29 protein-coding genes and 2 pseudogenes are annotated in these 26,563 nt (G+C 69.0%); 6 read left to right on the top strand and 25 right to left on the bottom strand.

Annotated features, from left to right (window positions below):
• Positions 1-6: 6 nt before the first annotated feature.
• The 3 genes and pseudogenes from AC08OU_RS06420 to AC08OU_RS06410 all read right to left on the bottom strand — a co-directional run.
• Entirely contained in the window at positions 7-1,044 is a 1,038-nt protein-coding gene (locus tag AC08OU_RS06420) for a DUF72 domain-containing protein (protein ID WP_476599042.1), read from the bottom strand.
• A gap of 78 nt (positions 1,045-1,122) precedes the next feature.
• Complete coding sequence (locus AC08OU_RS06415) at positions 1,123-1,494, bottom strand: alkaline phosphatase D family protein (protein ID WP_476599040.1); 372 nt, start codon at positions 1,492-1,494, stop codon at positions 1,123-1,125.
• 83 nt (positions 1,495-1,577) lie between these two features.
• Positions 1,578-1,841, bottom strand: a pseudogene (locus AC08OU_RS06410) (PhoD-like phosphatase N-terminal domain-containing protein); the annotation flags it as partial.
• A gap of 399 nt (positions 1,842-2,240) precedes the next feature.
• Between AC08OU_RS06410 and AC08OU_RS06405 the strand changes: the two are divergent.
• A complete protein-coding gene (locus AC08OU_RS06405; RefSeq protein WP_476599053.1) occupies positions 2,241-3,449 on the top strand; it encodes an acyl-CoA dehydrogenase family protein in 1,209 nt (402 codons plus the stop codon).
• Positions 3,450-4,035: 586 nt separating this feature from the next.
• Complete coding sequence (locus AC08OU_RS06400; RefSeq protein ID WP_476592497.1) at positions 4,036-4,560, top strand: arsenate reductase ArsC; 525 nt, start codon at positions 4,036-4,038, stop codon at positions 4,558-4,560.
• Here the strand turns inward: AC08OU_RS06400 and AC08OU_RS06395 are convergent.
• The 13 genes and pseudogenes from AC08OU_RS06395 to AC08OU_RS06335 all read right to left on the bottom strand — a co-directional run bounded on the left by AC08OU_RS06395 (position 4,515) and on the right by AC08OU_RS06335 (position 14,367).
• A complete protein-coding gene (locus AC08OU_RS06395) occupies positions 4,515-5,060 on the bottom strand; it encodes an MOSC domain-containing protein (RefSeq protein WP_462203297.1) in 546 nt (181 codons plus the stop codon). The two genes, AC08OU_RS06400 and AC08OU_RS06395, sit on opposite strands and share 46 nt — an antisense overlap.
• 72 nt (positions 5,061-5,132) lie before the next feature.
• Complete coding sequence (locus AC08OU_RS06390; protein WP_476599038.1) at positions 5,133-5,852, bottom strand: SRPBCC family protein; 720 nt, start codon at positions 5,850-5,852, stop codon at positions 5,133-5,135.
• An 85-nt stretch (positions 5,853-5,937) separates the two neighbouring features.
• Positions 5,938-6,153 (bottom strand): hypothetical protein, encoded by a 216-nt coding sequence (locus tag AC08OU_RS06385; RefSeq protein WP_476599036.1) that lies wholly within the window; start codon positions 6,151-6,153, stop codon positions 5,938-5,940.
• 35 nt (positions 6,154-6,188) lie between these two features.
• A complete protein-coding gene (locus AC08OU_RS06380; protein ID WP_476599034.1) occupies positions 6,189-6,857 on the bottom strand; it encodes a hypothetical protein in 669 nt (222 codons plus the stop codon).
• Positions 6,854-7,675 (bottom strand): GvpL/GvpF family gas vesicle protein, encoded by an 822-nt coding sequence (locus AC08OU_RS06375; protein WP_476599032.1) that lies wholly within the window; start codon positions 7,673-7,675, stop codon positions 6,854-6,856. The genes AC08OU_RS06380 and AC08OU_RS06375 overlap by 4 nt, the downstream gene beginning before the upstream one ends.
• Positions 7,676-7,689: 14 nt before the next feature.
• Positions 7,690-8,112: a gas vesicle structural protein GvpA gene (locus AC08OU_RS06370; protein WP_476599031.1), complete on the bottom strand. Its 423-nt coding sequence runs from the start codon at positions 8,110-8,112 to the stop codon at positions 7,690-7,692.
• A pseudogene (gvpK, locus tag AC08OU_RS06365) lies at positions 8,109-8,501 on the bottom strand (gas vesicle protein GvpK). The gene AC08OU_RS06370 and the pseudogene gvpK overlap by 4 nt, the downstream one beginning before the upstream one ends.
• Positions 8,498-8,764 carry a gas vesicle protein gene (locus tag AC08OU_RS06360; RefSeq protein ID WP_476604497.1) on the bottom strand — a complete coding sequence of 89 codons (267 nt, stop codon included), beginning with the start codon at positions 8,762-8,764 and terminating at the stop codon, positions 8,498-8,500. Before AC08OU_RS06360 ends, gvpK begins: the two are co-directional and overlap by 4 nt.
• Positions 8,757-10,028 carry a GvpL/GvpF family gas vesicle protein gene (locus AC08OU_RS06355; protein WP_476599027.1) on the bottom strand — a complete coding sequence of 424 codons (1,272 nt, stop codon included), beginning with the start codon at positions 10,026-10,028 and terminating at the stop codon, positions 8,757-8,759. Before AC08OU_RS06355 ends, AC08OU_RS06360 begins: the two co-directional genes overlap by 8 nt.
• Before the next feature lie 45 nt (positions 10,029-10,073).
• Positions 10,074-10,571: a gas vesicle protein gene (locus tag AC08OU_RS06350; RefSeq protein WP_476599025.1), complete on the bottom strand. Its 498-nt coding sequence runs from the start codon at positions 10,569-10,571 to the stop codon at positions 10,074-10,076.
• Between the two features lie 66 nt (positions 10,572-10,637).
• Positions 10,638-10,931 carry a gas vesicle protein GvpO gene (locus AC08OU_RS06345; RefSeq protein WP_462186865.1) on the bottom strand — a complete coding sequence of 98 codons (294 nt, stop codon included), beginning with the start codon at positions 10,929-10,931 and terminating at the stop codon, positions 10,638-10,640.
• A gap of 237 nt (positions 10,932-11,168) precedes the next feature.
• Positions 11,169-13,346, bottom strand: a complete 2,178-nt coding sequence (locus AC08OU_RS06340; protein WP_476599023.1) for a putative bifunctional diguanylate cyclase/phosphodiesterase — start codon at positions 13,344-13,346, stop codon at positions 11,169-11,171.
• Positions 13,347-13,548: 202 nt separating this feature from the next.
• Positions 13,549-14,367, bottom strand: coding sequence for an SAM-dependent methyltransferase (locus AC08OU_RS06335; protein WP_476599021.1), 819 nt, complete (start codon positions 14,365-14,367; stop codon positions 13,549-13,551).
• A 521-nt stretch (positions 14,368-14,888) separates the two neighbouring features.
• On the opposite strand from AC08OU_RS06335, the gene AC08OU_RS06330 reads away from it, so the two are divergent.
• Positions 14,889-15,224, top strand: coding sequence for a flavodoxin family protein (locus tag AC08OU_RS06330; RefSeq protein WP_476604496.1), 336 nt, complete (start codon positions 14,889-14,891; stop codon positions 15,222-15,224).
• Positions 15,225-15,576: 352 nt separating this feature from the next.
• On the opposite strand, the gene AC08OU_RS06325 is transcribed toward AC08OU_RS06330, so the two are convergent.
• The 7 genes from AC08OU_RS06325 to AC08OU_RS06295 form a co-directional block, all read right to left on the bottom strand.
• Entirely contained in the window at positions 15,577-16,554 is a 978-nt protein-coding gene (locus tag AC08OU_RS06325; protein ID WP_476604495.1) for a TfuA-like protein, read from the bottom strand.
• A gap of 113 nt (positions 16,555-16,667) precedes the next feature.
• Positions 16,668-17,888, bottom strand: a complete 1,221-nt coding sequence (locus AC08OU_RS06320; RefSeq protein ID WP_476604494.1) for a YcaO-like family protein — start codon at positions 17,886-17,888, stop codon at positions 16,668-16,670.
• A gap of 30 nt (positions 17,889-17,918) precedes the next feature.
• Positions 17,919-18,227, bottom strand: coding sequence for a hypothetical protein (locus tag AC08OU_RS06315; protein WP_476601573.1), 309 nt, complete (start codon positions 18,225-18,227; stop codon positions 17,919-17,921).
• 100 nt (positions 18,228-18,327) lie between these two features.
• On the bottom strand, positions 18,328-19,656 hold the full coding sequence (locus tag AC08OU_RS06310; protein WP_476601574.1) for a RiPP maturation radical SAM C-methyltransferase: 1,329 nt from the start codon (positions 19,654-19,656) through the stop codon (positions 18,328-18,330).
• Positions 19,641-19,850 (bottom strand): hypothetical protein, encoded by a 210-nt coding sequence (locus tag AC08OU_RS06305; protein ID WP_476601575.1) that lies wholly within the window; start codon positions 19,848-19,850, stop codon positions 19,641-19,643. Before AC08OU_RS06305 ends, AC08OU_RS06310 begins: the two co-directional genes overlap by 16 nt.
• Positions 19,847-20,926 (bottom strand): hypothetical protein, encoded by a 1,080-nt coding sequence (locus AC08OU_RS06300; RefSeq protein WP_476601576.1) that lies wholly within the window; start codon positions 20,924-20,926, stop codon positions 19,847-19,849. Before AC08OU_RS06300 ends, AC08OU_RS06305 begins: the two co-directional genes overlap by 4 nt.
• Complete coding sequence (locus tag AC08OU_RS06295; protein WP_476601577.1) at positions 20,923-22,134, bottom strand: radical SAM protein; 1,212 nt, start codon at positions 22,132-22,134, stop codon at positions 20,923-20,925. The genes AC08OU_RS06300 and AC08OU_RS06295 overlap by 4 nt, the downstream gene beginning before the upstream one ends.
• A 173-nt stretch (positions 22,135-22,307) precedes the next feature.
• Here AC08OU_RS06295 and AC08OU_RS06290 point away from each other — a divergent pair, with 173 nt between their 5' ends.
• Complete coding sequence (locus AC08OU_RS06290) at positions 22,308-22,433, top strand: hypothetical protein (RefSeq protein WP_462186878.1); 126 nt, start codon at positions 22,308-22,310, stop codon at positions 22,431-22,433.
• 3 nt (positions 22,434-22,436) lie between these two features.
• Here the strand turns inward: AC08OU_RS06290 and AC08OU_RS06285 are convergent, their stop codons facing one another.
• Together AC08OU_RS06285 and AC08OU_RS06280 are read right to left on the bottom strand one after the other, a co-directional pair.
• Positions 22,437-23,705 (bottom strand): ATP-binding protein, encoded by a 1,269-nt coding sequence (locus AC08OU_RS06285; protein ID WP_476604493.1) that lies wholly within the window; start codon positions 23,703-23,705, stop codon positions 22,437-22,439.
• Positions 23,706-23,742: 37 nt separating this feature from the next.
• Positions 23,743-24,465 (bottom strand): glycosyltransferase 87 family protein, encoded by a 723-nt coding sequence (locus tag AC08OU_RS06280; RefSeq protein WP_476601579.1) that lies wholly within the window; start codon positions 24,463-24,465, stop codon positions 23,743-23,745.
• 274 nt (positions 24,466-24,739) lie between these two features.
• On the opposite strand from AC08OU_RS06280, the gene AC08OU_RS06275 reads away from it, so the two are divergent.
• Both AC08OU_RS06275 and AC08OU_RS06270 read left to right on the top strand, forming a co-directional pair.
• Positions 24,740-25,249 (top strand): hypothetical protein, encoded by a 510-nt coding sequence (locus tag AC08OU_RS06275; protein WP_476601580.1) that lies wholly within the window; start codon positions 24,740-24,742, stop codon positions 25,247-25,249.
• A gap of 181 nt (positions 25,250-25,430) precedes the next feature.
• Positions 25,431-26,507, top strand: coding sequence for a molybdopterin-dependent oxidoreductase (locus AC08OU_RS06270; RefSeq protein ID WP_476604492.1), 1,077 nt, complete (start codon positions 25,431-25,433; stop codon positions 26,505-26,507).
• The last annotated feature ends 56 nt before the right edge of the window (positions 26,508-26,563 follow it).

Below are 26,563 nucleotides of genomic sequence, written 5' to 3'. Positions count from 1 at the left end.
ACTGGATCACCTCCCGCCCTGCAACCCAGGCGGATCGTAACCGATCGGCTCCCCAACGGCTCCGGATTGGGACAAGTCGGCCAACGAGCGTGACGCCCTGCCACCGACTCTGGGACGTAAACGGGAACTCTGTTCGTCCCTCCGACGACCACGGTTCTCGCGAGAGTCGAGCCGGGCCAGCAGGTCGGCCAACTGTCTGGCGTTGCGCTGCGCATAGTCGGCATAGCAGTTGTTCATGAGGACGTGGGTCGTGGCGACGCCGTTCGCCAGCTCCCGGATCCTCGGGGCCCATGCGCGCAGTTCGTCCTCGCTGTAGCGGTAGCCGAAGCGTTCGTGGATGTCCTTGCTCGTCCACCGCTCGCTGTGACCGTGGAACCGGACGACCGCGAGATCGGCAGTCGCGGCGAGCACCGGCGGAATCGAACTCGGATAGCCCTGGGGCATGTCGACGCACACGTACGGAATCGCCTGAGAGGCGAGGAAATCGAGTGTCTCCTCACGGTTGCGTTCGTCCATCCAGGTGTGGTTACGGAATTCCACGCAGATCCGCACCGGCCGGCACCGGCGCTGGCACTCCAGGATGTAGCGATTGTTCGCGGCGCTGATCGGAAACCACTGCGGGAACTGGAAGAGCAGGGCGCCGAGCTTGCCGGCCTCGGTGAGCGGTGCCAGCGCGGTGAGGAACCGCTCCCACACCTCGTCGACGACGTTGGCGTCCAGGTCGCGGACGTAGAGGTTCCTCCGATCCGGCCCGACAACGTCGCGCAGGTACCTGTACAGCGCGCCCGGGCGAGTCGGATGCCCCGTGAGCAGCGAGAAAGCCTTGACGTTGAAGGTGAAGTCGGCCGGGGTGCGCGTCGCCCACGTCCGCACCGTCCGCTCCGCCGGCGGCGCGTAGTAGGTGGAGTCGACCTCGACCAGCGGGAACTGCCGGGCATAGTAGCGCAGCCGCTGCTCGGCGCTGGTGACCTCCGGTGGGTACCATCCGGACCTCAGCAGCGTCGGGTCCGTCCAGGAAGCTGTCCCGACCAGAATGTCACCCATGCCCGTCACCTCCCCGCCGGGTTCCACGCTCGCGAACCGGTACCTGCCCGCGAACGGCATGGTTGACGTCAGGACCCGTTATCCTTTTACAGGCGAATGTACCGGTACCCCGCCCGGGCCGGCCCGACCGGGAATGAACGGGGTGTACTCCAGGAACTCCTGCCGCGAGCGCGCCGCGAGGACGTCCACCCGTTTCTCGCTGTACCGGGAATCGTCAAGCATCTCACCGGGATACCAGTTGTTGAGCGTCTCGTGGTCGTCCCACTGGAACACCCACGGCACCTCGCGGTTGAACGCGAGCAGGTTTGCGTCGAGCAGGTTGTACCGGTAGTTGCCGCGGTACTCCGCGAGGGTCTCGGCGACCTTGGACTTCTCCGGGACGACGAGGTTGCGCCACACCGAGCCGTCCGCGAGCGGAACCGTCGGGAGGAGCGGCCCGTCCGCGTACACGGTGTCCCCGGAGCAGATCGCGAAGTCCGGGTGGTGAAGTCGGTCGCCGCGCCCACCCGGACGACACCGACCCGCCGGGCGGCGGTGAACCTCTCGGTGGCTGCCACGTCGACCGCGAGCGCCGACGGCCGATCGGCCCGTGCCCACACCACCGCGCTGTCCGCGGTGACATCGCCGGACTGCACGCCGGAGGTGAACGTGGGCCGGCCACCCCGCACCTGGCCCGGGGCCCGGTCCGCGACCCGCGCCGCCGGAACCCCTACGGCGGTGCCGGCGGCGGCCGCCAGTGACGCCACCGTCGCTCGGGCCAGCACGTCCCGTCGGTTCGGCACGCGTTCCTCTGCCATCTCGCCCAGCCCTCCTGTCACTGTCCGTATGGCTGCAGTCCCCCGACGTCGACCATCACAGTGCAGGTTCCGGGCAGCCGTCGGCCCCCGTTCCGGAAGCGAAAAAGTGAACTGTGCGTGGCGTCCCGCACCGCCTGCCGCACCGCGTCCCGCCCAGACCACCTCTTCCGGGTAACCCTCGCGAGAAACCCGGGCGCCGACCGCTCGGATGAAGTCACGCGCAGATCCGCAGAGCCGGGGAGCCGGGGAAACCCTGGTCATCTGGGCCGCTCTCACGGCCCCTTATCGCTTTCGCGATCCGTATCTACGTAGAAATTGCTATGATCTATCCGTAGATGCGGTTTCAGTCGGAGCTTTGCCGTCAGTAGATCAGGCGGTTGATCAGAGTGGATGCGTGACATGTTCTGGCCAGGCCCCGCCCACCCCGACGACGAGACCAGGCACTGGCTCGCCCGGGTCGAAAAAGTCGCCCCGGTCCTGGTCCAGCACCGTGAACAGGCCGAACAGGAGAGAATGACGCCGCCCGACGTCATCGATGCCCTGCGTGAGCAGAACATCCACCGGATGTGGGTCTCCCCGGCCTTCGGCGGTGGCGGGGTGAGTGTCCGGACCGGTTCCGCGGTGCTCCAGGCGCTCGCCCGGATCGACGCCTCCGTCGCCTGGCAGATGGGGGTCCAGGGCGTTATCGGCCGAATGTCGGACTACCTCCCGGAGCAGACGGCCGGCCGGATGTTCCGGGAGAGCGATGGTCTCGTCGTCGGTGGGATCAACCCGTCGGGCCACGCCGAGGCCGTCCCCGGCGGTTACCGGGTACGCGGTCGGTGGTCCTTCGCCAGCGGCTCCACCCACGCCGACTGGCTGGTGTGCGCCTCACTCGTCACCGAAACCAGCGCGGCCGGCGAGGTAGCCGCGGGAGGTATGGCGGACTCGTCGGCCCCGACCCCGCCCACAACCCGGATGATGTTCGTTCCGCGGGATGCCGCCCGTTTCACCGACGACTGGTTCACGATAGGGCTGCGCGGCACCGGGAGCGTCAGCTTCACTGTCGACGACCTCTTCGTCCCCGAGGAGCACACCGTCGACGGCGGGCTGCTGCGCCGGCTGCCCGCGGCCCGGCCCTCGCGCGGCTACCCCATCGCGTACTACGACTTCGGCCCGTTCACGGCCGCGTCAACATCGCTCGGCATCGCCCAGGACGCGCTGAGCGCCTTCCCGGGGCTGGCGGTCAGCGCGGTTCCTGCCCGCGGGACGGAGACGCTGGCGTCCAGCCACACCGTTCAGGCCGGCATCGCCCGCGCTGCGGCCCTGGTCAGGGCGGGCGAACTGCTGCTCGACGATGCGGCCGGCCACGCGAGTGCCCGCCTCATCGGCGGGGAGAAGCTCAGCGCCCTGATCCGGCTCGCCGCCGCCGCCGGCGGCGAAAACACCCTGAAGGCCGTGGACACCCTGCACGGCCTGGCCGGCACCAGGGCCCTGGGCGCGGCCGGCCGGCTCGACCGCTGCTTCCGCGACATCCACACCGTGGTCGCGCACATCACCCTGGCGCCGACGAACTTCGAGATGGTCGGGTCGTATCTCCTGGGCGGCTCGTTGCTGATGCGGCGCTGACCCTCGCCCGATGCCCCGAGCCCCGAGTACGGTCCTGCGGTTTCCTCCTGCGGTTTCCCCGTCGTGGCGGGCACCCAGGGCGCCCTCGCGGATGGCGGTGATGACGGCCGAGAAGTTCCGACCGGGACCGTCCCGGCGGACGAAGTCCGCGTAGATCTCGGCCGCGGTGTGCCCAGCACCGTACCCATCCCCTTGGGGAGCACCGTACCCATCCCCGCGGGGAGCACCCGGTGACACCCGTGGGAGTATGCCACTGGCAACCCACGGCTGACTCGAACGACTACATCAGTGTTATCAGAATGTTGTTGACAATGACCGGCGACGTTCGCGGTCGGCGATGGTCACGTCGGCAAGACTCGCAGTCCGCGAACATCCGGCCCATGAAATCACAGTCCGCGATGCCACACCCGGCGAAACCGTGTTCGACGATGCCTCACCAAGACATACCCAACACCCGCTACAATGGAAGCCCGCGAACATCAACATTCAAACAAACACCCAACATCCAGATCCGAAGAAAATACATTCCGACGCCCCCCGGCAACCCGTTATCCCACCGTTCCAGCACGGCCGACCAGGAGCGTTCGTGGCTCGTCCGCCCGAAGTGCTGTTCGTCTGCGTTCACAACGCGGGCCGTTCTCAGATAGGCGCCGCTCTGCTCGACCGACATGGTCGTGGCCTGTTCCGCGCCCGATCCGCCGGCACCGCCCCGGCCCCGGCCATCCACCCGGGAGTCGTCACCGTCATGGCCGAGGTAGGCATCGACCTGTCCCGGGAGTCCCCGAAGCGACTGACCAACGAGATGGTCCGCGACTCCATCGTCGTCATCAACATGGGATGCGACGACGCCGTTCCCAGCTACCCCGACACGCGCTACCTCACCTGGAAACTGGATGATCCGGCGGAGTGCGCGCTCGAGGAGATCCGGTCGATCCGCGACGAGATCGACGCCCGCGTCCGGGCGCTGGTCTACAGTCTCGGCGTGGCCGCCCGCGTCGGGCTACTGAAGAACCAGCCCGGTTACACCGGGATCCCGCCTGGCGGTACTGACCCGGATGCGTGGCGCTATCCTCCACCGGTCGGGGCGGGCGCACCCGACACAACCGCGTGATCCGGCGCGACCGCGTCGACGGGCTCGGCCTCCCGGTGCGGGATGATGATCGTCGCGCCGATCCGGACGGTGCCGCCACGCACGACGTCGGCGCGCAGGCCACCCCGGTCGCGTAGCGCGCTCCAGACCCCGGGGCGGGTGAGCTGTTCGAGGTAGGAGCACGGTGGGCAGGGCCGGGCACCGAGCAGGACAACGTCGTCGATGCGGAAGGTCCGCCCGACGAGGTCGAGTAGCGCGACGCCCTCCGTCACCAGGTTTCGCCTGGTCTCCCACTCGGCCAGAGCCACCCCGGCATCCGCGGCCACGGCGGCGATGACCTCACGCTCGATCAGCGTGACGGCACGACCGGCGCCACCGCGCGCGGAGTAGGTCCCGGTGCCGATGGCGTAGCGGTCGCCTTCGAGGCCGTGACCCTCGATCACTCGAACAGCCTCACAGGCCCGCCTCCGGGTACCCCGGATCGGCGTGGTGTAGATCCCGACCAGGCGTCCCGCGGCCATGATGCCGACGCTACCCCGTTTCGGGTCACCCGCGCCCGGACAATCGCGGGAACCCGCGCACCCTCGCCATACTCACCGCCGCGCGGTTTCGGCCTGCTCGGCCTGCTCGGCGCCCCTTTCCTGCTCGGCACTCCCTTTTTCCTCGGCCCGCTCGGCCTCGGCCTGCTCGGCGCGTTCGGCTTGGGCCTGCTCGGCCCGCTGGGAACGGTCGCCGCCCTCTCCCTCGTGGCCGGCCCCCGACTCCTCGGGCTGTGCCACCACTTTGCCGTCGCGCATCTCGCCTCGCCACGACCCGGTTGCCTTGCCCTGCATCATGATGAACCGGCGGAAATGCTTGAGATCGAGGCGGGCCCGCCGGCCGCCGGCACGCCAGATATTCCCCGTCCTCTCGACGAACCCGCTGGGATAGTATTCTATGGCCAGCAGGATCCGGGTGAGGTCGTCAGCGAGCGGATGAAAAGTGACGGCGCCCCTGGTGGAGCCCTTTCCGCCCTCGGACGTCCAAGCGATCCGCCGGTCCGGGATCTGCTCTTGGACGGTCGCCTTCCAGCTGCGTCGGGACTTGAAGACCTTGACCCGCCAGTTCTGCTCGGTCTCGCTCTTCGCTTCCACCGCCTCCACGCCCTTCATGAAACGGGCGAAATCCGGGAACTGCGTCCACTGGTCGTAGGCGACGGACACCGGGACACCGACGTCCACCGTCTCCTCGATGTTCGTGGCTTTGAGTGGCCCGCTCTTGCCGCCGCGCTTCCCGCGGCCGATCTCCAGCGCCCCCTTCGCCTTCTCGCGCATCGCCGAGGCCACGGTCCTGAAGGCCGTCTTCGTCGGCGGTTCCCCCTTGACCAGCCGCTGGACGCCCTCGGCGAGCGGGGAGAGCTTACCCCTCCTTGCCGTTCCTCTCGGCCAGCCCGTGGAGTTTCTCCGTGCTCGAGGTGAGCCGCTGCGCCGTCCTGCCGACCAGGTGCGCCCCACCCGCCTTCGCCAAGTTCTTCGTCTCGCCGAGCAGGCTCTTGGTCGCCGGGCTGTCACGCAGGGCACCGAGAAAACCCTGCGCCGGTGGCTTCGTCGTCGGCCGCTCTGTCGTCTGCGTCATCTCCGCTCCTCGTCGATCGGACCGTCCCTCGGATGTCACCGCTCGGAGGTGACGTTCTGCCGGCCACGCGCGGCGCGGCGCGGCCCCGCCGAACGTCCGGGCGAAGAACGGCGCTGCGCACCGGACTGCGCCACAGCCTCGGGCGCCGCTCCCTCACCGGCCGCCCGTTGCTCCGACCGCTCGCCCTGCTCGGTCTGCTCCGCCTGCCCACGCTGCTCGGTCTGCCCGCCCGAGGTGCCCTCCTCGGATTCCGCCGCGGCGGGCGCCAGCTTCTCGCCCTCTCCTTCGCCCCGGCCGGGTGCGGCGGCCTCCGGCACGGCCCCGGTCACCCCTTTGACGGCCCCGGTCACCCCCTCGGTGACCGCTCCCGTCGCCGCCTTGGCGACGTCACCCGCCTCGGCCAGGCCCTCGGTGAGCCGACCCGTACGCTGGTGGAGGTTCTCGGTGAGCCGACCCGCCCGGGCCTCGTACACCGACAGTGCCGCGCGCCGACCGGCCTCCAGCACAGGTCCGCGGACCTGGGCGAGCAGCTCCTCCGCCTCCGCGGAATGCAGCAGTTTCACTGTCTGATCACGGACGATGTCCTTGGCGTGATAGTTGCGCCCGGTCAGCCAGAGCCCGACTCCGATCGCCATCTTGGCTTTCTTGGTCCGGCCGAGGACATAGCCGCCGACGAGCGCCGCAGCGATCTTCGCACTGCTCATAGTTGATCATTCTCTTCCCAGATGTCGGAGTCCGAGCTCCAACCCCATCTGCCGGTCCCCCCGAAGGCGTCGGCGTCCGCCGTGTCACCGGCTCCGGGCGGACCCGTGGGGCCCTCGGCGAAGTCGATGGCGGGAAGTGGGCCGACGTATTCGATCGTGAAGTACGGACAGGTGCGACGGAGATCGGCGACGGCGGCGTCGAACGCGTCCACGGCGGCGTCGCGCAGCAGAAACGCCCAGCTGAGCACCGGGTCCTCCGCGCCGCCGTGCGGGCGCCGTGGCCGGTCGGATAGCGCCAGCGGACGCAGCAGGTCGAGGATCGCATCGGCCTGACGCTGCCGGCGGGCGATGACCAGGTCGGCCACCTGCTGACCCAGCCTGATCCGCGCGTCGAGATCCGCGGGCGGCGTGACCCCGACGAACGGGCTGCCCGGCAGTACCTCGGTGAGGGCGGACCGCTCGTCCTCCTCCACGTCGAGATACAGCTCCACCAGCCCTTCGAGCGCATCGAGCCGATCGGGCATCTCGTCGGCGAGCGGGGCGAGGACCTCACGGCACACGGCCGCCTCGTCGGGGGCGACGGTCCCGAACCGCAGCGGCAGCACGGGGCCTCCGGCGAGAAGTCGCTGCAGGATGTCCAGATGACGCACAGCCTCGGACTCGCCCAGAATCCCGACATCCGCGGTGACGCTGACCGCCGCCGCCAACGGCCCGAACCGCACCAGGTGCACCTGCCCCGGGGGGTGTCCGATGCCGGGCGGCGGTGGCGTCGGCGCCGGATGCCCGGACCGCGTGATGCCATAGATGATGACGGACATGGCGATCATCCCTCTCAGCCGCTGCGGCGGTCGCCCGGCGCACTGCGCCCGGCCGGCAGATCCCGCCGGGCGTGCTCCTCGGACGATCCGCCACGCAGCGAGCCCACCACCTCCTCGGCGGTGTCCTTCAATCCCTCGAGCGCCCCCTTCGACTTCTGCCTCGCGGTGCCGTCGGTGACCTCATGCATGAGTCCGGGCAGGCCCGAGACCTGCTCCTTGGGCGCGATGTCCAGCCGGTTCACCGCCTCGGCGAACCGGAGGTAAGTGTCCACGCTCGCGATGACGACCCGGGCGTCGACCGTGAGGATCTCGATTCCGACCAGCGCGACCCGCACGTAGGCGTCGATGACGATGCCCTTGTCGAGCACGACGTCGAGGACATCGGCCAGGCTGCTGGGCTTCGGAGCCCGGTTCATGGACTGACTGGAGACGCTCATGGCGCTGTCCTCGCCTTCTTCCATCGTTCTTCGTACGCGGAGGAGGCGGAGCGGGCCCTCGACGCGTCGGGGGCGGTCGGGTCGATCCCCGGCCCGGGATCGACGAGGTGACGGGCCCGCCGTAGTGCCTGCTCGGTCTCCTCGGGGCTCACGCCCAGCGACATGCGCACCTTCTCCAGGCTGGCACGGATCTCGATCAGCGCGCACCCCAGCTCGTCGATCTGCTCGGCGGTGAGGTCGCCACCGTCCATCCGGCGGATCGCCTACCGTTCCAGGAGCTCCCGCAGCAACTCGAGGACGACGACGACGAGATGCGCGAGACCGCGACCGACGTCCTGGGGATCCGCGTCCAATCGCAGCGTCCGCCGGGGGTTCCTGGTAGTACTCACCATCTCGTCTCCCGGCCGCCCTCCACGGCTGTCTGCACACCGATCAGCAGGGCGCGCAGATCGAGCCGGAGCAGGTCGACGCCGGCCAGCGCGACCACGACATCCCCACTGATCACCACGCCGCGGTCCACCAGCCGGTCGAGGAGATCGGCGATCGGTTGGGCGGTGCCGGCCCCCCGGCCCACCGAAGCACCCTGCCCCCGCACAGCGCCCCGTCCCGGCACGGCCCCCCGGGGAACCGGCACCTCGCCGAGTTCAGTCATCGCCGCCACCATGCCGTCCTCCGATAGCACCATTCCGTCCTCCGGCAGGACCCTGGACCCGATCGGCGGTGCGCACCCGGTCAGTGGTGCGCACCCGGTCAACCACCGGCGCTCCACCGCCGGGCGAGTCCTCGTGACCGTCGAAGGTGCCACCCAGGCGCTGGTCACCACCCAGCGTGATATGGACAAACGAGTAGGGTGGCCAGGGACCCGTCACCTCGGCGGGGCACCCCGCCGCGTCCAGCTCCCGCGTCAGCACGGTCGCCGTGGTGAGGAAAGCCTCCTCCTCCGAACGCGGCACGAGGTACGCGCAGTCGAACATCCGCCCCGGCCGACCGGTGTGCCGACGGGCGTCATCCCGCGTGTGCGCGGCCAGCTCCCGATCCGCCCGATCGACCATCGCCGCGATCTCGTCACGCCGGTCCCGCTCCGCCTGCAGCTCCCGGCGCCGCTCGGCAAGATAGGCCGTTCCCGAGCCGGTTGCCGAGCCGGCCCGCCCACCCACACCCACCGTGGGCACGGTCTCCGCCGGGTGGTGGACAGGCGAATCCACCCGGAATCCCCACTCACGGGCGTCCCGGACGGCGTCCAGCATCCGGAGCAGGTCCCGTACCTGGTCGTCGAGGATGGCCCGGGCCTGCTCCGGGTCGGCGAGCACCGTGCCGAACCGCAGCGGCAGCACACCGCCGCGTTCCAGCAGCTCCCACAGCACCTGATCGTGCCGGCGGGCCAGCACGGCGAGGCGACCGGTGTCGGAGACGTCCTCCTCGAGGTCACGCAGCAGGCTCAACTCGACCTCCGAGACGGCGAGTGACAACGGCCCGCAGGCGATCGCGTCCACCTCGGTGCCGGCGCCCAGCCCCTCGATTCCGGCGGTGTCGCTCGCCGCGGGGATGATGCCGTATGCGTAAAGACCGCGGTCGGTCCGGGACGCGCGCGAGGACGGCCGGACGCCGGGCCCGACCGCGCCCACAGTTTCGACGGTCGACTCCGGAACCGACTCCGGAACGGACTCCGACCGCGAGACCGACTCCGACCGCGAGACCGACCCCGACTGCGAGACCGGAACGGGAGGAAGGTCCCGGGGCGGGGTCACGGCCGGCCGGATGCCCTCCATCACCACCCGGGTGATCTCACGGGCGAGGCACTCGACGATCTGATGTCGGGCGAGTTCGCGGGCCTCTCGGACGGCCTCCTCGACGATCTCAGGCGCGAGTCGCCGGGCGAGGGCCGTGAGATCCTCAGCCCCGGCCGTCGTGCTCATGGCCGCTACTCCCTCGTGTCCCGTTCCTCGGCGGCCGATACCCCGTCAAGGCCGATCCCCCCTGCGCCAGCCAGGCCGGCCGGCCCCGTCGAAGAGCCGCTCGACCGCGTCCGCCGGATCCCGGTCCGTCGGCTCGTCCACACCCTCCCCGGCACGATTCGCGATCTGCGCGGGACGGTCGGCGATCCGCTCAGGGTGGTCTTCGGTCCGCCCGGGCCACCGCCCGTCGGCGGGCTCGACCTCGGCCAGCCGCGACCGCAACCTCCTGTTCTCCTCCTCCAAAGATCGCGCCCGGGAGTTGAAGAAGGGGTCCGCGGTCCACCAGTCCAGGCCCATCTCCCGCGCCGTGTCCGCCGAGGCGATGAACAGCCGCAGCTTCAGGGTGAGCAGCTCGACGTCCAGGACGCTGACGACCACGTCTCCGACGATCACAACCCCCTTGTCGAGGACCCTTTCCAACACGTCGGCCAGCGAGTCCGGACGCGAACCACCCCAGGGCCGGGCACGAGGCGGCCCGGCGAAGAGGCTGCGGTCGACGGTCATGGCCCTGCCCGGTTCCTGCTGTCGCGATGGGCGACCTCACGCGGCAACCTCGTCAGTCGGTGGCGGTCAGTCGGTGGCGCCACGGACGAACCTCCGCAGCCGCTCGTAACCGACGAGGTTCCCCTCCCTGTCGACGTCCAGCCGGTAGGTGGCGAGCACGCTCGTGGTGGACGGGATGCGCTCCAACTCGACGACGTCGGCCAGCACCGACCAGCCGTCGTCGGTCCGCCGCACACCGGAGACCCGCTCCGGACTATGCCCCAGCAGCGTCCCGAACTCGTCCAGCACGCCGGGCAGCACCGCCGCCAGTCCCCCGCGGCCCACCCGGCGACGGGCGGTCCTGTCCTCGTCTGGGCTCATGGCCGGTGCGCGGCCCCCGTCCACCCCCGCCTCCGGGACAAGGAGGACCGAGGCATCGAAGACATCGACACGCGGCCCATTCCCGGGACTACCGGCTCCAAACTCCCAGCGTACGACGGGTGTCGACCGCAGATCACCGACCGCCGCACCACCCCGGAGGAGCCCCCGCCCGGAGGAGCCAAGGCCACCCACGCCGAAGATCCACTGGAGGTGGAGAGGTCAGCGCGTCCTACGGGATCAGCGCGCCCATGCCGCCCGCACTGCCCGCGTGGGGCTCGAAGATGATCGGTCCGAGCCAGCGGACCGGGTGAGGATCCTCTGGGTAATCTCCTCGGCCGTCAGCGGCGGCGCGAAGAGAAAGCCCTGCGCACTGTCGCAGGCGGCCGCGCGCAACCGCTCGGCCTGCATCAGGGTCTCGACGCCCTCGGCGGTCACCGTCAGGCGCAGGGTGTGAGCCAACGTGACCAGCGTCTGCACGATCTCCTCATTCCCCGGGTCGGCGTCCCGCGCCGAGCGGAAGCCCTCGATGAACGGTCCGGCGAGCTTGAGCGTGTGCACCGGCAGCCGACGCAGGTAGGCGAGGTTGGAATAACCGGTGCCGAAGTCGTCGATAGCGATCCGCACGCCCATCTCGGCGAGCCCGCGCAGGACCCGCAGCGGCTCGTCGGCCGTGCCCATGAAGGCGCTCTCGGTAAGTTCCAACTGGAGCAGGTCCGGGGAAAGCCCGGTCTCGTCGAGAATGCGTCGGACCTGTTCCACCAGGCCGGCCTCGCGGGTCTGCCGGGCGGCCAGGTTGACGCTGACGAACGGGGCGTGCGGATGACACTCCTGCCACTGCCGCGCCTGCCGGCAGGCAAGCTCCAGCACTCGCCGGCCGAGGGGCACGATCTGCCCGGTCTCCTCCGCCATCCCGATAAACAGATCCGGGGGCAGCAGACCGAGGCCGGGATGCCGCCAGCGGACCAGCGCCTCCACCCCGACCATCGCCCCGGCGGCCATCCTGGCACCCGCACCGTCGCCGAGAGCGATGATCGGCTGGTACTCGACGACGAACTGGTCCTGTTCGAGGGCGCGGGGCAGCATGGTCGACAGAGTGTGCCGGGTCACCTGCCGGACGCCTCGCTCCGCGTCGAACAGGGCCCAGCGGCCCTTCCCCTCCGCCTTCGCCCGGTAGAGCATGATGTCGGCGGCCCGCAGCAGATCGGCGTAGTCCCCGTCGGCGACGGGCCGTTCGACGATGCCGATGCTCGCTCTGATGGACAGCGCGTGGTCACCCACCCGCAGCGGGCTCGCCAGCGCCGCCAGCACGGTCTCGGCGACGGCGACGGCGTCCGCCGTGCCGGCTGTGTCGGCGACGAGGATCACAAACTCGTCACCACCCATCCTGACCAGGAGCTGCTCCGGGGACAGCACCCGACGCAGCCGGTCCGTGACGGCGACGAGCAACCGGTCGCCGACGTCGTGGCCGAGGCTGTCGTTCACCATCTTGAATCCGTCGAGATCGATGAAGCACAGCCCGATGCGACGTTCCGGTCCCGTGGCCATCAGTTCGTGGACCCGTTCGATGAGTACCGTCCGGTTCGGCAGGCCGGTGAGTGGGTCGTGCCGCGCCTGGCGGCGCAGCTGGCTCTGCAACAGATGCCGGTCGGTCACATCCACGATCATGGAGAGCTGCGCACGACACCGCCCGTCGTCGTCGCGCAGACACGACGTGGTCAGCTCGGCCCACACCACCGACCCGCCGATCCCGGTGAACCGCCGCTCCATCCGGATGTGCTCCGGTCCGGCGGTCCGCTGGGCGGCATAGGCCTCCCGGAACTCCCCCGCGTCCTCGGGATGCGCGAACTCGTCGATTGACCTGCCCCGCACCTGACCCGGGTCGACTCCGAGCATCCGCAGAAAAGCGTCGTTGGCGTCGATGATCCGTCCGTCTCCGTCATTGATCAGGATTCCGATCGCGGAGCCGGTGAAGATCAGCCGGAAGCGGGCATCGCTCGCGTGCAGGGCCGCGCGATGGATCGAGTCCTGCCCGGCGAGGATCCGCTCCCGCAGCGCATGGGCGTATCCCTGGGCCAGGCCGCCCTGCAACGCCGCCAGCCGGGCGCCGTACCCGTCGGCCGTCCCGAGTCGTAGGTCGGTGAGCAGTCTGGTGCCACAGATCTCGATGGTTCCGGCCAACGCGTCCGCGGCGCCGAAGGTGTACTCGACGACGGCAGCCCCGACCGCGGCCGCAGGGTCGGCCGTGAACGGTTCGGCGAGCAGGGCGTCGACGAGCCGGTCGCTCAACGCCCGTAACCGCTGCTCGACGTCGATCAGGCCGATCGCCGGGTAGCTGGCGCCGAGGATCTCTCGGGCCCAAGCCTGGGCGAAGCGCGCGACGCCCTGCTGGCGGGCCGTCTGGGGCAGGGACCTCACCGCACGCACTCCTCATCGCACGCATTTCTTACCGGACCATGACGAACCTTGGGCCTGACCCGCCCTGTGACAAAACCTCGGCCGCTGGCCGGAAAAGCGCCGGAAGCCGAAGAAAAACTAATACAAGTTAAGAAAAGTAAGAGATAGCCAGGAAAAACCATAAAAGGCCAAGAACAGCCAAGAACAGCCAAAGAACGGCGAGCTACCGGCGCCCGACCGCGGCAAGTACCGTGGAACGCACCGGGTTGCCCGCGAGGGGATCGGCGCCCATGCCCGCCGCGTCCGGGCGCCAGGCCGGCAGGTAGACCAGGCCCGGGTCAACGAGGTCGTATCCGCGGAGCAGACCGGCGATCTCCGCACGGGAACGCGGGGTCACCCCGGTGGGGGTCTCGTCGTAGACCTTGCTGGCCTGGTTGATCTCTACGGCCCGCTCGTCCGCGATCACATGCGAGATGGCCAGGTAACTGCCCGGCGCCATCGCCTCCCGGAAGGAATCGATGATGCCAGCCGGGTCATCGCTGTCGGGGACGAAATGCAGAACCGTCACCATGAGCACGGCGATCGGTTGAGAAAGATCGAGCAGCTCGGCCACCGCGCTGGAGCCGAGGATCGACGCGGGCTGCCGAACATCCGCCTGCAGCACCGTGGCCCGCGGATTGTCGGCGAGCAGCATCCGGGAGTGGATGACGGCGACCGGGTCGATGTCGACATAGACGACCCGGGCCTCCGGATTCACCCCTTCGGCGATCTCATGTACGTTACCGACCGTCGGCACCCCGGAGCCGAGATCCAGGAACTGTGTGATCCCGGCCTCGGCAGCGAGGAAGCGCACCGCCCGGTGCAGGAACAACCGGTTCGATCTGGCGATCAGCAGGGCATCCGGGAGGATCTCGAGGGCGGCGCGCGTCGCCTCCCGGTCCACCGCGAAATTGTGCGATCCGCCGAGCGCGTAGTCGTACATCCGCGCAGCGCTCGGGCGATTGACATCGATCCCCGCGGCCCACTCGGGCAACTCCTCCATGATCATCCATTCTCCTGCGCGACCCACTAGACGACGTATGGTGAGGAGATTGTCTACCATCGCTACCTTCGTCACCACACCGGCCGGTGTCGCTACGGAGACCAGTACCTCCACACCGCGTTCACACCGCGTTCGCACCCCGTTCGCTCGTTTCATCGCACGCCCGCCCTACCTCCCGCCCGGGCCTCCCAGCGGCGCGGACCGACCTCCGGCGGCGGCCCATGGGGAAGCCGCCGACCGTGCCGAATGTCCGGTTTGACCAGACCGTCCGACCCTGCTCTGCGTGGCCGTCCACGGATGACACTGGTCTGGAACCTGGATCGAGGGTCGACGCCCGCGACGGCCGAGGAGACCCCTACGGCCGGAAGAACCGGAAGAACCGAAAGAACCGGGAGGACCGGAGCTCGCGGCGGCAGCCGACAGACCGACGGCGGCCGGGACAGCACGGGTATTCGGGCGTCGCCCTCGGCCGGGACCACACGAGGCTCCGGTACGAGGTTCCGGGTGAGGAGTGGGACGAGATGCGCGCCCTCGTCGTGTATGAATCGATGTTCGGCAACACCAGGGTGATCGCGGACGCCGTCGCGATCGGCCTGTCGACGTGGTTGGACGTCGGACTCGTGGAGGTCGGCACCGCGGACCCGGCCCTGAACGACGATGTCAGGCTCCTCATCGTCGGCGGGCCCACCCATGCGTTCGAGATGAGTCGGCCCGAGACCCCGGCACGACGCCACCAGGCGGACCGAGGGCAACGTCGTGTCGCCGGGAATCGGGATCCGGGAGTGGCTCGAGGCACTACCCAGGCAACCGAGTGGGTCGCCCGAGGGGATACCGCTCACCGGAGCGGCCACGTTTGACACGAAGGTCCGTCACCCCCGTCCCGCGGGTTCGGCCGCGGCCGGTGCGGCAAAGTGCCTGCACCGTCTCGGCTTCTCCCTCCTCGACCGTCCGCGGAGTTTCTACGTCGACGGCCCGGCGGGCCCACTGGTGGCCGACGAACCCGAACGCGCCCGCCGCCGGGCCGAAAGCCTCGGATGGATGGTCCCTGCCTCGGCGAAGGGTAACGCGCTTTCCTGAGCCGCCTTGACACAGCAACACTTCACCCGGATCGCCGCCGAGTACGAACGGCTCGGTGGAGGAAGTCGGATCTTGCACGGATCTGTAAGGTTTCTGGTTGCACAAAGTGGCAGAGGCGATTTTCGGGCGTGACTACCGGGCGGCGAGGAAAGCGGCTTCGCGGGCGGCGACCTCGGTGACGCGGTTGACGTCCGTCCAAGCACGCTCGCGGAGAAAGGCGCCGAGGTCGTCTGGCCACCCCAGACGCTCGCCGAAGAACCAGGCAAGGAGCTTGTCGGCGTTGCTCTGATCATCGTCGGTGGACTGAGTCCACACCTGCCGTTTCCGCCTTGCTCGGCGGCAGCACTCGGGCCAGTCGGGTTCAGCCGAAAGGAGCGCTACCCAGTCGACCCATTCGCCGGACGACGCGCGCGCAATACCCTCAGCCACAGTGTGTGCCAACGGAACGGCCAAGAGGAACTCGTCAAGGATGCTGGCGATGGGCGTCTCCTGCCGCACGACTTCGTTCCAGAGCACGGTGGGGGTAAATTCAGTCGCAGCGGGCGAGGTCGTTTCGCTACTCGACGGCATGAGGTCGTCGCGCATCCGTTCGAGCATGGCCACTGCGTCGGCCCGCTTCTGATCGACTCGGCCTTGCGGCAGCCACGCGCGCAACGCCTCGAGCTGTTCGGGGGGGCACGGCACCAGGTTCAGCAGGTGCTCCCACCGGCGGTCAGCATAAAACAACGAACGTGCGGTCTGAACGACGAGCTCTCCGGTCATGCGAGAGACCACGCCCTGCGCCGTCGCGGCAGCTACGGTCGCTCGCACGTTCACCAGGGGCTCCGAAAGCGGCCGAAAGCCGTGCTTGCTCGTTGCATGCACAAGGGCCACCTCGTCGTCCGAGGTCAGCTCACCGGAGCAATATCCCGCAGCGATGTCACCGACGGCGACCATGCCGAAGGGCGCCAGCTCGGCGCCGCGTAGCGCCCCCATGCTCGACGACCCGTAGACCCGGATCCCGAGCCCTAGAGCGTACAGGATCTCCTTGTGCCACGCTGCCGGCACTTGGTGGAAGTAGCCGTCGATGATCCCGATCGTGGGCGGTCTCTCCTGGCTGATCCGCCACACGTCCCCGAGCTGAACAGGCGGCAGGAACTCGGCGTCCAGAACGGCGCGAGCGTCGTCGATGCCGAGTGTCGGGCCGAGGAAGACGACTGGCAATGGCCCAGTCACTGGCCCGGTCAACCGACGACGCCCTCGACAGCGGCGCGAGCGCGAGCACCCGGCCTGTACCCCGACACGTCACTGGGCGGCTCGAGACCTGGAACAACCGCGCGGCCGACCGCAACGCCGGTGTCCGGCCGGCTGAGGTCAACCCACCAAGGGTCGAAGCCTCGGGTGACGAGCGCACTCACCACGGCTTCCAGGTCGCGCTCGAGCGTGCTCGTCGAGAGGTCGGGGAGGTCGCTGACGTCGCGGCCGCCGCGCAACGACGCCCGCCATCGCTCTCGCAGCAGTCGCGCCTGCTCGGCGGCAGCGGAGCTCGGGCGGTAGCGGGCGCGGAACATGTCATCGCGTGCACCGCTGATGAGCGTGAGACGGCTCTGCGCCGCTTCGGTGACGGCACGGCACAGCGCGATGTCTCGACTGGGATGGCATCCCATGCCACTCGTGGCGTAGACCGTGAGAACCTGGTCGTCGGCGTCTGGCTCGAAGACTGTGCACTCCACAGTGGCGACGCCGACATCGCTCGTCGCGTCGTGGAGCATCACAGCGATCCCAGCCTCGTCGAAGCGCTCAAGCAGTGACCTGCCGACCGGGTCGGTGACGCTGCCAAGATCGATGGTGGTCGTGGTGACGTCGCCGGTAAGCCGCCACATGGTGATCGCATCGCGTTCGATCAGCTCGCAGAGTGCGTGGAGCTTGGCTTCGAAGCCGTTGTTGCCCGACGACAGACCGTTCGAGGTACAGCTGAACCAGCCGCTACCTGGCGGTTCCTGAACTCGACCGTCGGTGTGCACTACCTCGAACGGGACAAGCGCCGCAGTGCCGTCGACGAGCGAGGCGGCCGCCACCCACGTCGTCGGTGTCGTGGTCGCAAAATTCGCTCCGGTTGCCCGAGCCAGGCCAGACCAATCGGCTATCTGGTGGCGCGGCGCAAGGTCGCAGGCGGGTCCCCACACGGTCGGCACACTCGCCCGTTCGGCGTGCCACAGCTCGACGGATTCCATGATTGCCGAGGCTTTGGCGGCGGCAAGCGTGACGCCCTTGCCCATCGAGACGGCCAGCGAGTAAGCGGCCGGGCGGCAGGCAGTCACCACCGGTATGCCGATCCGGTCCAGTCCAGTGACGTCCGCTACTCTCGTGATCCCGAAGATGTCGAGCTGGCCGCGCAGCCGCCGGACGGTTTCTTCCGGCGCCACCGCGCGGTGGGTCCCGAGGGTGAAGGTCTTTGCTGTCATCGCGATCCTCCGGCCACCAGATGCACGACGTCAGTTGCCATCTCGGTCCGAGGTCGCCAGGCGCAGGCGAGGTCTCGTGCGCGCCGCGGCGGAGCGGGCCGGCGGGTCGGCGTCGGGTGTCAGTGGCAAGGCCAGTGCCAAGAACCGGTCGCCATCCCGGAACACGAGGCGAGCATCGGTCATCTCGGTCAAAAAGGCTCGCACTTCGTCGGGATCGAGGTCAAGGTCGCGGTCACGAAGCAGGCGACCCGCCGCGCTCGACGGGGTGGCGCCGTCGAGGCAGGCGAGGTAGAGCTCCGCCTCGACGTCGTCGAGGAAGATGTCGCGGCTCGGGAGCAAGGGGCGACGGTCGCGGATACGCAGGAACCCCGGCCCTCTCTCGTATCGAAGCGACCGGTGGCGCCCGGGCGTCCAGCAGCGGTCCCAGGCGTCGACCGCGTCACGCAACGGGGCGACCGCTTGTTCGGGGTCGTGCCCGTCCACGTGCTCGTACTCGAACGCATACGCCAGGCCGGCGAGCTCGTCCGCCGGCACGGAGTGCAGGTGGCGGTAGTAGGCGGCGGTAGTAGGCGGCGGGACCGAGCAGCCGCAAGCCGTGGGACGCGGGTTTGTCGAAGTAAGGGCTGAACCGCTGGACCTGAAGCCGGACCAGCCCGGGCGGCTTGAGGTGGACAAGTGACTTCACCAGGTCTGCCATCGCCACGTAGTCTTCGTCGGTCTCGCCCGGCAGCCCGTAAATGATATTCCAGGTCGGAAGCAGCTCGTAGCGCGCCGCAAAGAGCAGGAGGCGTATATTTTGCCACACGGCGACACCCTTGTCGATACTACGCAGCAGGGGTGTGCTCAACGTCTCGATGCCGGGCTGTATCCGGTGGACTCCCGCGTCGCGAAGCTGTCGGACCTGGTCGGGCACGAGGTTCGACTTGATCTCGTAAAAGAAGCGGTAGTCGTGGCCGGCCTTGCGCCGTTTGGCGAGCTCAGGCAACACGCTGTCGAAGAACTTGGGATCCAGGATGTTGTCGACGACGTCGAACTCCACCCTGCGGTGGCGGCGGGCGAGAAACTCGATTTCGTCCACGACCTGGTCCGGGGCTTTGGCCCGGAAGGTCATGCTCGACCCGTTCAGCCCGCAGAACGTGCAGTGGTGACGCTCCCCCCACCAGCACCCTCGGGAGGTCTCGACGACCAGACGCGTCCGGGACGACAACGACTCGCGTAGCGGCGACCGGGCAAGCCGCTCGAAGTACTCGTCGTACACCGGGGTCAGTGCTTCCGACATGGCGAAGCGGTGAACGCGTGAGCCCTCGTCACCGCTCCCACGGGCGAGCAGGCCGGGACCGCTCCCAGGCTGGCGTCCGGCCAACAGTTCGGTGCACAGCGGCCCGAAGGTACGCTCGGCGTCGCCTTGGACGACGTAGTCGACCTCGTCGTAGAGCCGGTGCAACGCGGTCCCCAGCTCGGCGTCGCAGTTGGCGCCGCCGAACACGACGACGAGGTCGCGATCTTTCGACTTCAACCGGCGGGCAAGTGCCAACGAAGGCACCGTCTGCGAGAACGTCGTAGTGAAACCGACCACCGCCGGCTCGGTTGCGAGGATCTCGTCGGCCGACGCAGACAGGAACGCGTCAGTAAGTTCCCTCATGCCCAATGCAGCATCGACGACCGCGTCCGGCACCTGTTCCCGCCGCAGGTAGTCGACGTAGTCGCTCCACTCCTGTACCGGCCGCCCGGGATCCTTGAAGATCCACTCACCTAGCCGACTCTCCACCAGCACCGCACGACGGCGTCGTACAGCGTCGGGGCGATGCCGTTGCCGGCGAAGTAGCCCGCCGCTTCGAGCTGGAGGCTGTAGGCGTTGACGGGCAGCCCGGCGCGTTCGGCGACGGCGGTCAGGATGCCAATCTGGATACTCGGCGTCTCCGGAGACGCCCATGGCATCGCGACGACGCTGATGCTCTTCACGAGACGTCCGGCAGCGCATCGACGACGTGTGCCTGAAGCCCGTCGATCCGTTCGACGACCTCGCGCCTGATGTCCGGCCACCACGGCCGGACCAGGTCCGCTACCGAGCCCTGGGCGAAACCCCGGACACTGCGAACGAGGCGGGCCCGGACGGCGCGGGGCTCGAAACCCGCCGTTCTGCTCCCGAGCGCCCACAGGTGCGCGAGACCGAACCACACGTGGACTGCCTCCAGGAACGGTCGAACGGGAAGTAGGCGCCCGGTCCAGGGCGACCGGACGCACGGCACCTCGACAGCGGCGTCGCCGCCCACCCACGGGCGTTGCAGGCGCTCTCGGTATAGCAGGCCGTGGATGGCTTCATGGACGACGCCCTCGGCGAGACAGTCCAGCGAGGCCTCAGGGTGGTGCGGGTTGGTCACGAACGACCGGCCGATGTAGTTGCCGTTCGTGCCCGAGGCGACGTGGTCAGCGCCGTCAGGATCGATCTGCAGCACCAGGACGCAGGTGGCACGCTGCACGAAGGGCTCGACGGCGCTCGACAGCCCAGCAAGCGAGGACATGGTCTCGACGAGGCGTCGATGGATCGTGTTCACCTGGTCGACGGTGAACGACGGCCGGGAGGCGTTCGTACGCTCGAATCGTCCGCTCAGGTCAATGCCGCGACCTCTCGGGCTGCCGAAGTCCAGCGCCATGGTGCGGTCGCCGGGCAGCTGCGGCCACCCGTCGGTGGTGCCGTCCGGGCGCACGCAGACATCTCCCAGTGCCGACCAGGAAGGTTTCGTCGGGGGCGGTCCCTTGCCGGCGAGCGTCATCTCGACCCCGATCGCCGCGGCGAGAAAAGCTTCGACGTCGTCGGGTCCAGTCGTGGCGAACAGCAAGCGCCGGGTGACTTCCGGCGCGCGCAGCACGCGCCGCTGCCGATGCTCGTCGAGCTGCGTGATCGCGGTGACGGCACCAGCGCCGGACCGACGCCGCAAGGCCTCCGCTGTTCTGTCGACGACGGCGCTGTCGAGCGTGTCGATGAGCGTGGTCCCGTCGAGCCAGGTCAAGGCCTCGCCGACGTCGTCCAGGCTCATACGACCACTCGGGTCATCTCGGCGAGAGCCTGGCGGCGCAGGGCGGTCTCCTCGATGTCGACGTCGAGGCGCTTACGGACGTGAGCAAACAGCGCGAGCAGGTCAGCGCACCACACGCTCGGGTTGTCGAACGCCGCGTTCGATGACCAGCGATGAGGCAGGTAGCCGCCGGAACACGTGGTCGCCTCCGGGCAGGTCTGGCAACCCGTCGGCACCGGTAGTCCGTCGAACATCGCCGCACGGTGCAGCGATGAGAGCGCGCCCACGTCGGACACGTCGTTGGCGAACACGTTGAGGCCCGTCCCAGCCATGCCGTGCCGACAGACCCTGAGGGCGTCGAGATCCTCGACGGCGCCGTCGGGTTCGATGAACACGAATCCGAACGGTTCGTTCCCGACCATGTCGATGTTGGAGCGACCACCGAGCACAAGTCGCGAAACGGCCACGAAAAGTGGGATTCTGGTCGACACCGGGTCGTTGACCCACCACTCGTCGAAGACCGGTAGTAGGTAGTCTGCACACGGTGTCGGGCCGTGGGCCCGGCGCACCTCGGCCACAGTGTCATGGGTGAAGTCGGGGAGGAGGTAGTTCATGGTGCGGAAACCCAGCGAAGTGATGTGCCGGTGGATCGAAACACTGTCGGCTCCGAACTGGACGACTGCGAGCGCACCCATCCCTACGCCGTGTCTTCTCAGACAGTCGATTCCGCTCACCACGCGCTCATGCGACCCGGCGCCGCGCCGGTCCACTCGGGCGGCGTCATGAATCTCCGCGGGGCCGTCGATCGACACGCCGATTTCGATGCGGTGCTCGACGAAGAGCTCCACCCAGTCGTCGATCAGGGTGGCGTTGGTCTGCAGGTTGAAGTCGACCCGGGCCGTGCCAGCCAGCCGCTCTCGGATGCGCCGGCACCAGCGGTCCACAAGTGCTCGGCCGGCGAGCAGGGGTTCGCCGCCGTGGAACGTTATCCGCACTCGCCGCTGGCCGGTCGCCTCGCACCACGCCTCGATGCGACCAAGCGCCGCCTCGACGACGTCGTCGCGCATGACGACCGGGCGGTCCTGCCAGGTATTGTCACCTTTATTATAAACATAGCAGTAGCTGCAGTCGAGGTTGCACCGAGATGCAATTTTGAAGACGAACGCGAGAGATTTTCCGGCAAACTGAGGAGTCGAAATGAAATAACTTGCGCGTTTCGAACCCTCCACAGGCCTGTGACCTGCGATGATGCTCTCGATCACATATTTGTTACTTCATTACGTCCCCATAGGATGCGGAGAAGTGCAATAGCCTTACGCAATATTGGCCGGTCGAATCGCTACGTTGGCGCTGGCCGGGGACCGGCCTCCGGCCGCGGGATGGCCAGTATGACGCGGCTGGGTTGCGGCCGAGCGAACCGGAGTGCCCGCCGCATCCGGCCCGGCTGTTCTGCGGGCTGGTCGCCTCGGCGCGTATCGACGGCGACTGGGTGGCGTTGCGCTGGCTGGAGACCTGGGGCGGCCGGTAGTCGTCATCCAGCCATGCTGCGCTTCGCGGCCTTGGCGGCCACGGTCACGTCGCCCATTCGCTCCGGCGGGCTCATGCCCGCGGCGAGCAGGGAGTTGAGCATGGCGCGGATGCCCGACCCGCGGTTTTCGCAGACGGTGCGGGTCTCGCCGGGGATCGGGACGTCCTCGAGAATCTTGATAAGGGTGGCGTTGCGGGCCGAGGAGATGCCTTCTTCGCCGAGGCTGTCGACCGTGACCGGACCGAACAGCCCACCGGGATTGCGAATGACCAGACGGTCGGGGTACATCTCGACCTGGACCTGGGTGCCGCGGGCGCCACCGGCAAGGTCACGGTGGACCAGCGCGTTGACGACCGCCTCGCGCAGAGCGGTCTCCGGGTACTCCCAGACGTCCTGCCGGCCCACGCCTCCGATGACCGCCCGGCGGGACATGTTGCGGCGGACTGCCGCCAGCGTGTCGCGGACCATGACCGGGACCGGGCCTTCCAACGTCACGCTGTCCAGGAACCGTTCAGTGGGCCGGCCGCCGGTCTCGGTCGGGTAGTGCACGAAGGTGACCATCAGTTGCGGGAAGTGCTCCTGCGGATAGCTGCCGAGCGCCAGCAGCCCTGCCAGCGAGACCACGTCTTCGCCATCGTTTCCAGGCACGAGCACCCTGGCACGGCGCAGCACCGCCAACCGGTCCAGATCCTTGAACGCATACGGCCTGCTGACCCTTAGCCGGGCGATCAACACGTCGACACCGGCCGCATCCAGATGATCCAGACCAACACCGTGGACGGCCTGCTCGTCCTCACGGGGCTGCCCACGTGAGGACAACATCACCTGGACCTCATAGGCCGACAGCCGACGATCATCATCGCCTACTCTGACATAGCTGCCCTTGGTGATGCCGGCTCCGCGCGAGTAGCAGGGCTTCTGAGCGGGATCTAGCTCGGGGACCTCGGCGACCAGAACCTGGACGCCTTCAAAGTCATGAATCTTGATCAGCGGTCGCAGCGGAGGCTCCATGTCCTCGGAACACATCGAGCCGAGATTGGCTGTCAGCCTCGCCGGATCAGGCAGTCCGGTCGCAACGAAGCCCTGGGCTTCGTCCAGCCCAAGGACGATCACGCCACCTCGCGTGTTGGCAAACCCCGAGAGTGTCTCGCGCAGCGACTTCGGCAGCCCACCCTGCGCCTTCTTCACCTCGACGTCGGCGATGTCCGCACCGATGGCGCGGAGGTTGGCGAGGTCGTGAGTCCGGACCGAGCCCAACAAGTCGCCGATCAAGATCCGTCCGCACCTCGGCGCCGGGCGCCGACGGTCGTCATAACCGGGGTTCGACGACAGATGGGGCCGCGGGTGCGGCAGCGCGCTCGGCGGCCGCCAGCCGTCGGCCGGTCCACCGGCGCAGACCGGTCGCGGCGAGCACGACGCCACCGCCGACGGCGTAAGAATACACCCGCAAGGTCCACGCGTCGCCGGGCAGATCCGTGAACAGCGAGACGTAGACGGGGTGCGCGGCCGCGGCGACGGCGAGCCATTCCAGCCGCCCGGCGATGACGGCGAGCGCCGCCAGCAGCACCCCGTACCAGGGCTGGACCGGGGTCGCGACAAGGAACGCGGCACCGACCAGCCACAGCGCGGCCCGTTCGACGGGAACCCGCTGTGGATCGGTCCGCAGCACGGCGACCGTGACCGCCGCCAGCAGGGTGGCCGCTACCGCCTTCGCCGCGGATCCGTCCAGGTGCAGCAGCCCGGCGAGCAGGAGGAAGCGGCTGCCCTCGCCGTAGCCCTCGACGTCGAGGTACTGCGGGAGGAAGCCCAGCGCCTGTGTACCGACGGTGAGGATGTGCGGCAGGTAGGACAGCACGACCACCCCCGCTGCGGCCCCGGCGAGCGTGACGGGCCGGCGCCGGGCCGCCGCGGGCAGCAGCAACGCCGGGTACAGCTTCACCGCCACCGCGCCGCCGAGCAGCGCCCCGGCGACCCCCGTCCGCAGCGGATGGGACCGGGCGGTGAGGACCGCCAGAGCGCTGAGCGCCAGCACGGCCCCGAGGACGTCGACGTGCGCATCGGAACCGATCTCCAGGCCGGCGAGCGGCGAGAACGCATAGAAGGCCGCGTGGCGCGGGTCGCGGGTCGCGGCCTCGCGCCACCAGCATCCGCATCATCAGCCCGACCAGTGCCAGGGACGTCAGCGAGGCGTAGAGCTGGAGTTTGTGTTCGCGCGGCGGCCCCGGCAGGACATGAACGGCGGTGAAGTACGCCTGCGCCACCGGCGGGTAGATGGTGTGGGCGCGCGGGTAGTTCAGCCGGATACAGTGCGGCCCGCGCCCGATCGCCGCGCACCCGGCCGGATCCGGGAACAGCCAGCGATCGCGCAGCCGGGCCAGTTCCGGAGCGAGCGGGCCGTACCGGTAGGGGTCGATCCCGGCAGCCTGGACCCGACCGTCCCAGGCGTAGCGGTACAGGTCGTCGGAGAGCTGCGGGCCGGTGGTGGCCGCGACGGCGTGGATGGCGACAATTCCGCCGAGCAGCATGGCGACAGCCAACCGGCGCGGGGCCGCGTGGACCAGCAGCGCGGCTGTGGCGACACCGAGCGCCCACCAGAGCATGACGGGGTAGAGCACCCCTGCCCGACCGGGCAGGTATCCCGGCGCCGCGAGGACGGCGCGCTGCGCCGCGAGCAGGCCCGCGAGCCCGACACCCGCCCCGGCCAGGGCCAAGGCGGGCCTGAGGCGTGGCGCGGTGCGGGTTCTGGGCATGGTCCCGAGACTGGCAGGCGCAGCGCCGGCGCGGGAACACCGCGCCAGGCCTTCCTCGTTCCGTAATGCCGGTACTCGGTCGCGAGTGGTCCCGGCGGCCTACCGTGCATTCGTGCGACAATTGCCTCGCCAGTTGCCCCGTCGGTTGCCTCATCTGCTGACCGAAAAGCTGCCGGAACCACCCCCGGTCCTGCGGCGCGGCCCCCTGCGCGAAAACGCATTCCCCAGTCGGCTGCACGATCCACGGATGGCGGCTCTCCTCGGCCTCTGGCTCGGGATCGCCTTCGGAACATGCTTTCTGACCGGGCTGGTGTCGCATTTCATGCAGCATCCGCCGTCCTGGCTGGAATGGCCTTCCCGACCCGTCTGGCTGTACCGGGTGACCCAGGGCCTGCACGTGACCACCGGACTCGCGAGCGTCCCACTGCTGCTGGCGAAGCTGTGGACGGTGTATCCGCTGTTGTGGGAATGGCCCCCGATCCGTTCCGTCGCCCATGCGGTGGAGCGGATAACGATCGTGCCGTTGATCGCAGGGGCGATCTTCCAGCTCAGCACGGGCATCGCGAACATCGCGCAGTGGTACCGGTTCCACTTCTTCTTCACCGTGACCCATTACTGGGTCGCCTGGATCACAATCGGCGCGCTGGTCCTCCACATCGTCGCGAAGCTCACCGTCGTCCAGGCGAACGTGGGCCGTCGCCGCCATGAGCGCGCGCCCCTGAACGGCGCCGCCACCACCATGACCGGCGACGCCACCATGACCGGCGCCGCCCCGGGGACGGGCAGTCTGACGCGGCGCGGCCTCGGCCTCGCGACGGGGACCGCCGCCGGGGTAATCGTGGCGACGACCGCTGGCCAGTCGGTCCCGGGCCTGGCCCGGCTGGACCTGCTCGCGCCGCGGCGGCCCGACATCGGCCCGCAGGGGCTCCCGGTGAACCGCACGGCGCGAGCCGCGCGGGTCACCTCCCTCGCCCGTGACCCCGGGTACCGGCTGGAGGTGGTCGGTCCGCGCCGGATAGTGTACACCATCGAGGAGCTGTACGCGCTGCGTCGGTACAGCTCGAAGCTGCCGATCACCTGCGTCGAGGGATGGGCCGCGGACGCCACCTGGCACGGGCCGCGGCTGCGGGATCTGCTGGACGCCGCCATGATCCCCGCCGACGCGACGGTCCGGGTCGAGTCCCTCGAGGCCCGCGGGGGCTACCGGGCAAGCGACGTCAGCCCCTCGCACGCCCGCGACTCGTTGACCCTGCTCGCGACCGGGGTGAACGGCGCCGGCCTCGACCTCGACCACGGTTATCTGGATCTGTCGCTGATCTTGTGATTCTTCTGGCCCGCCGGTGATCATCGGGCGAGGAGGACCCGTTTGCGGAGCAGGCC

This window comes from Frankia sp. CcMO1 (assembly GCF_977945845.1).
Note: the sequence above shows the minus strand (reverse complement) of the source record. Positions and strands in the feature narration are given on the sequence as shown.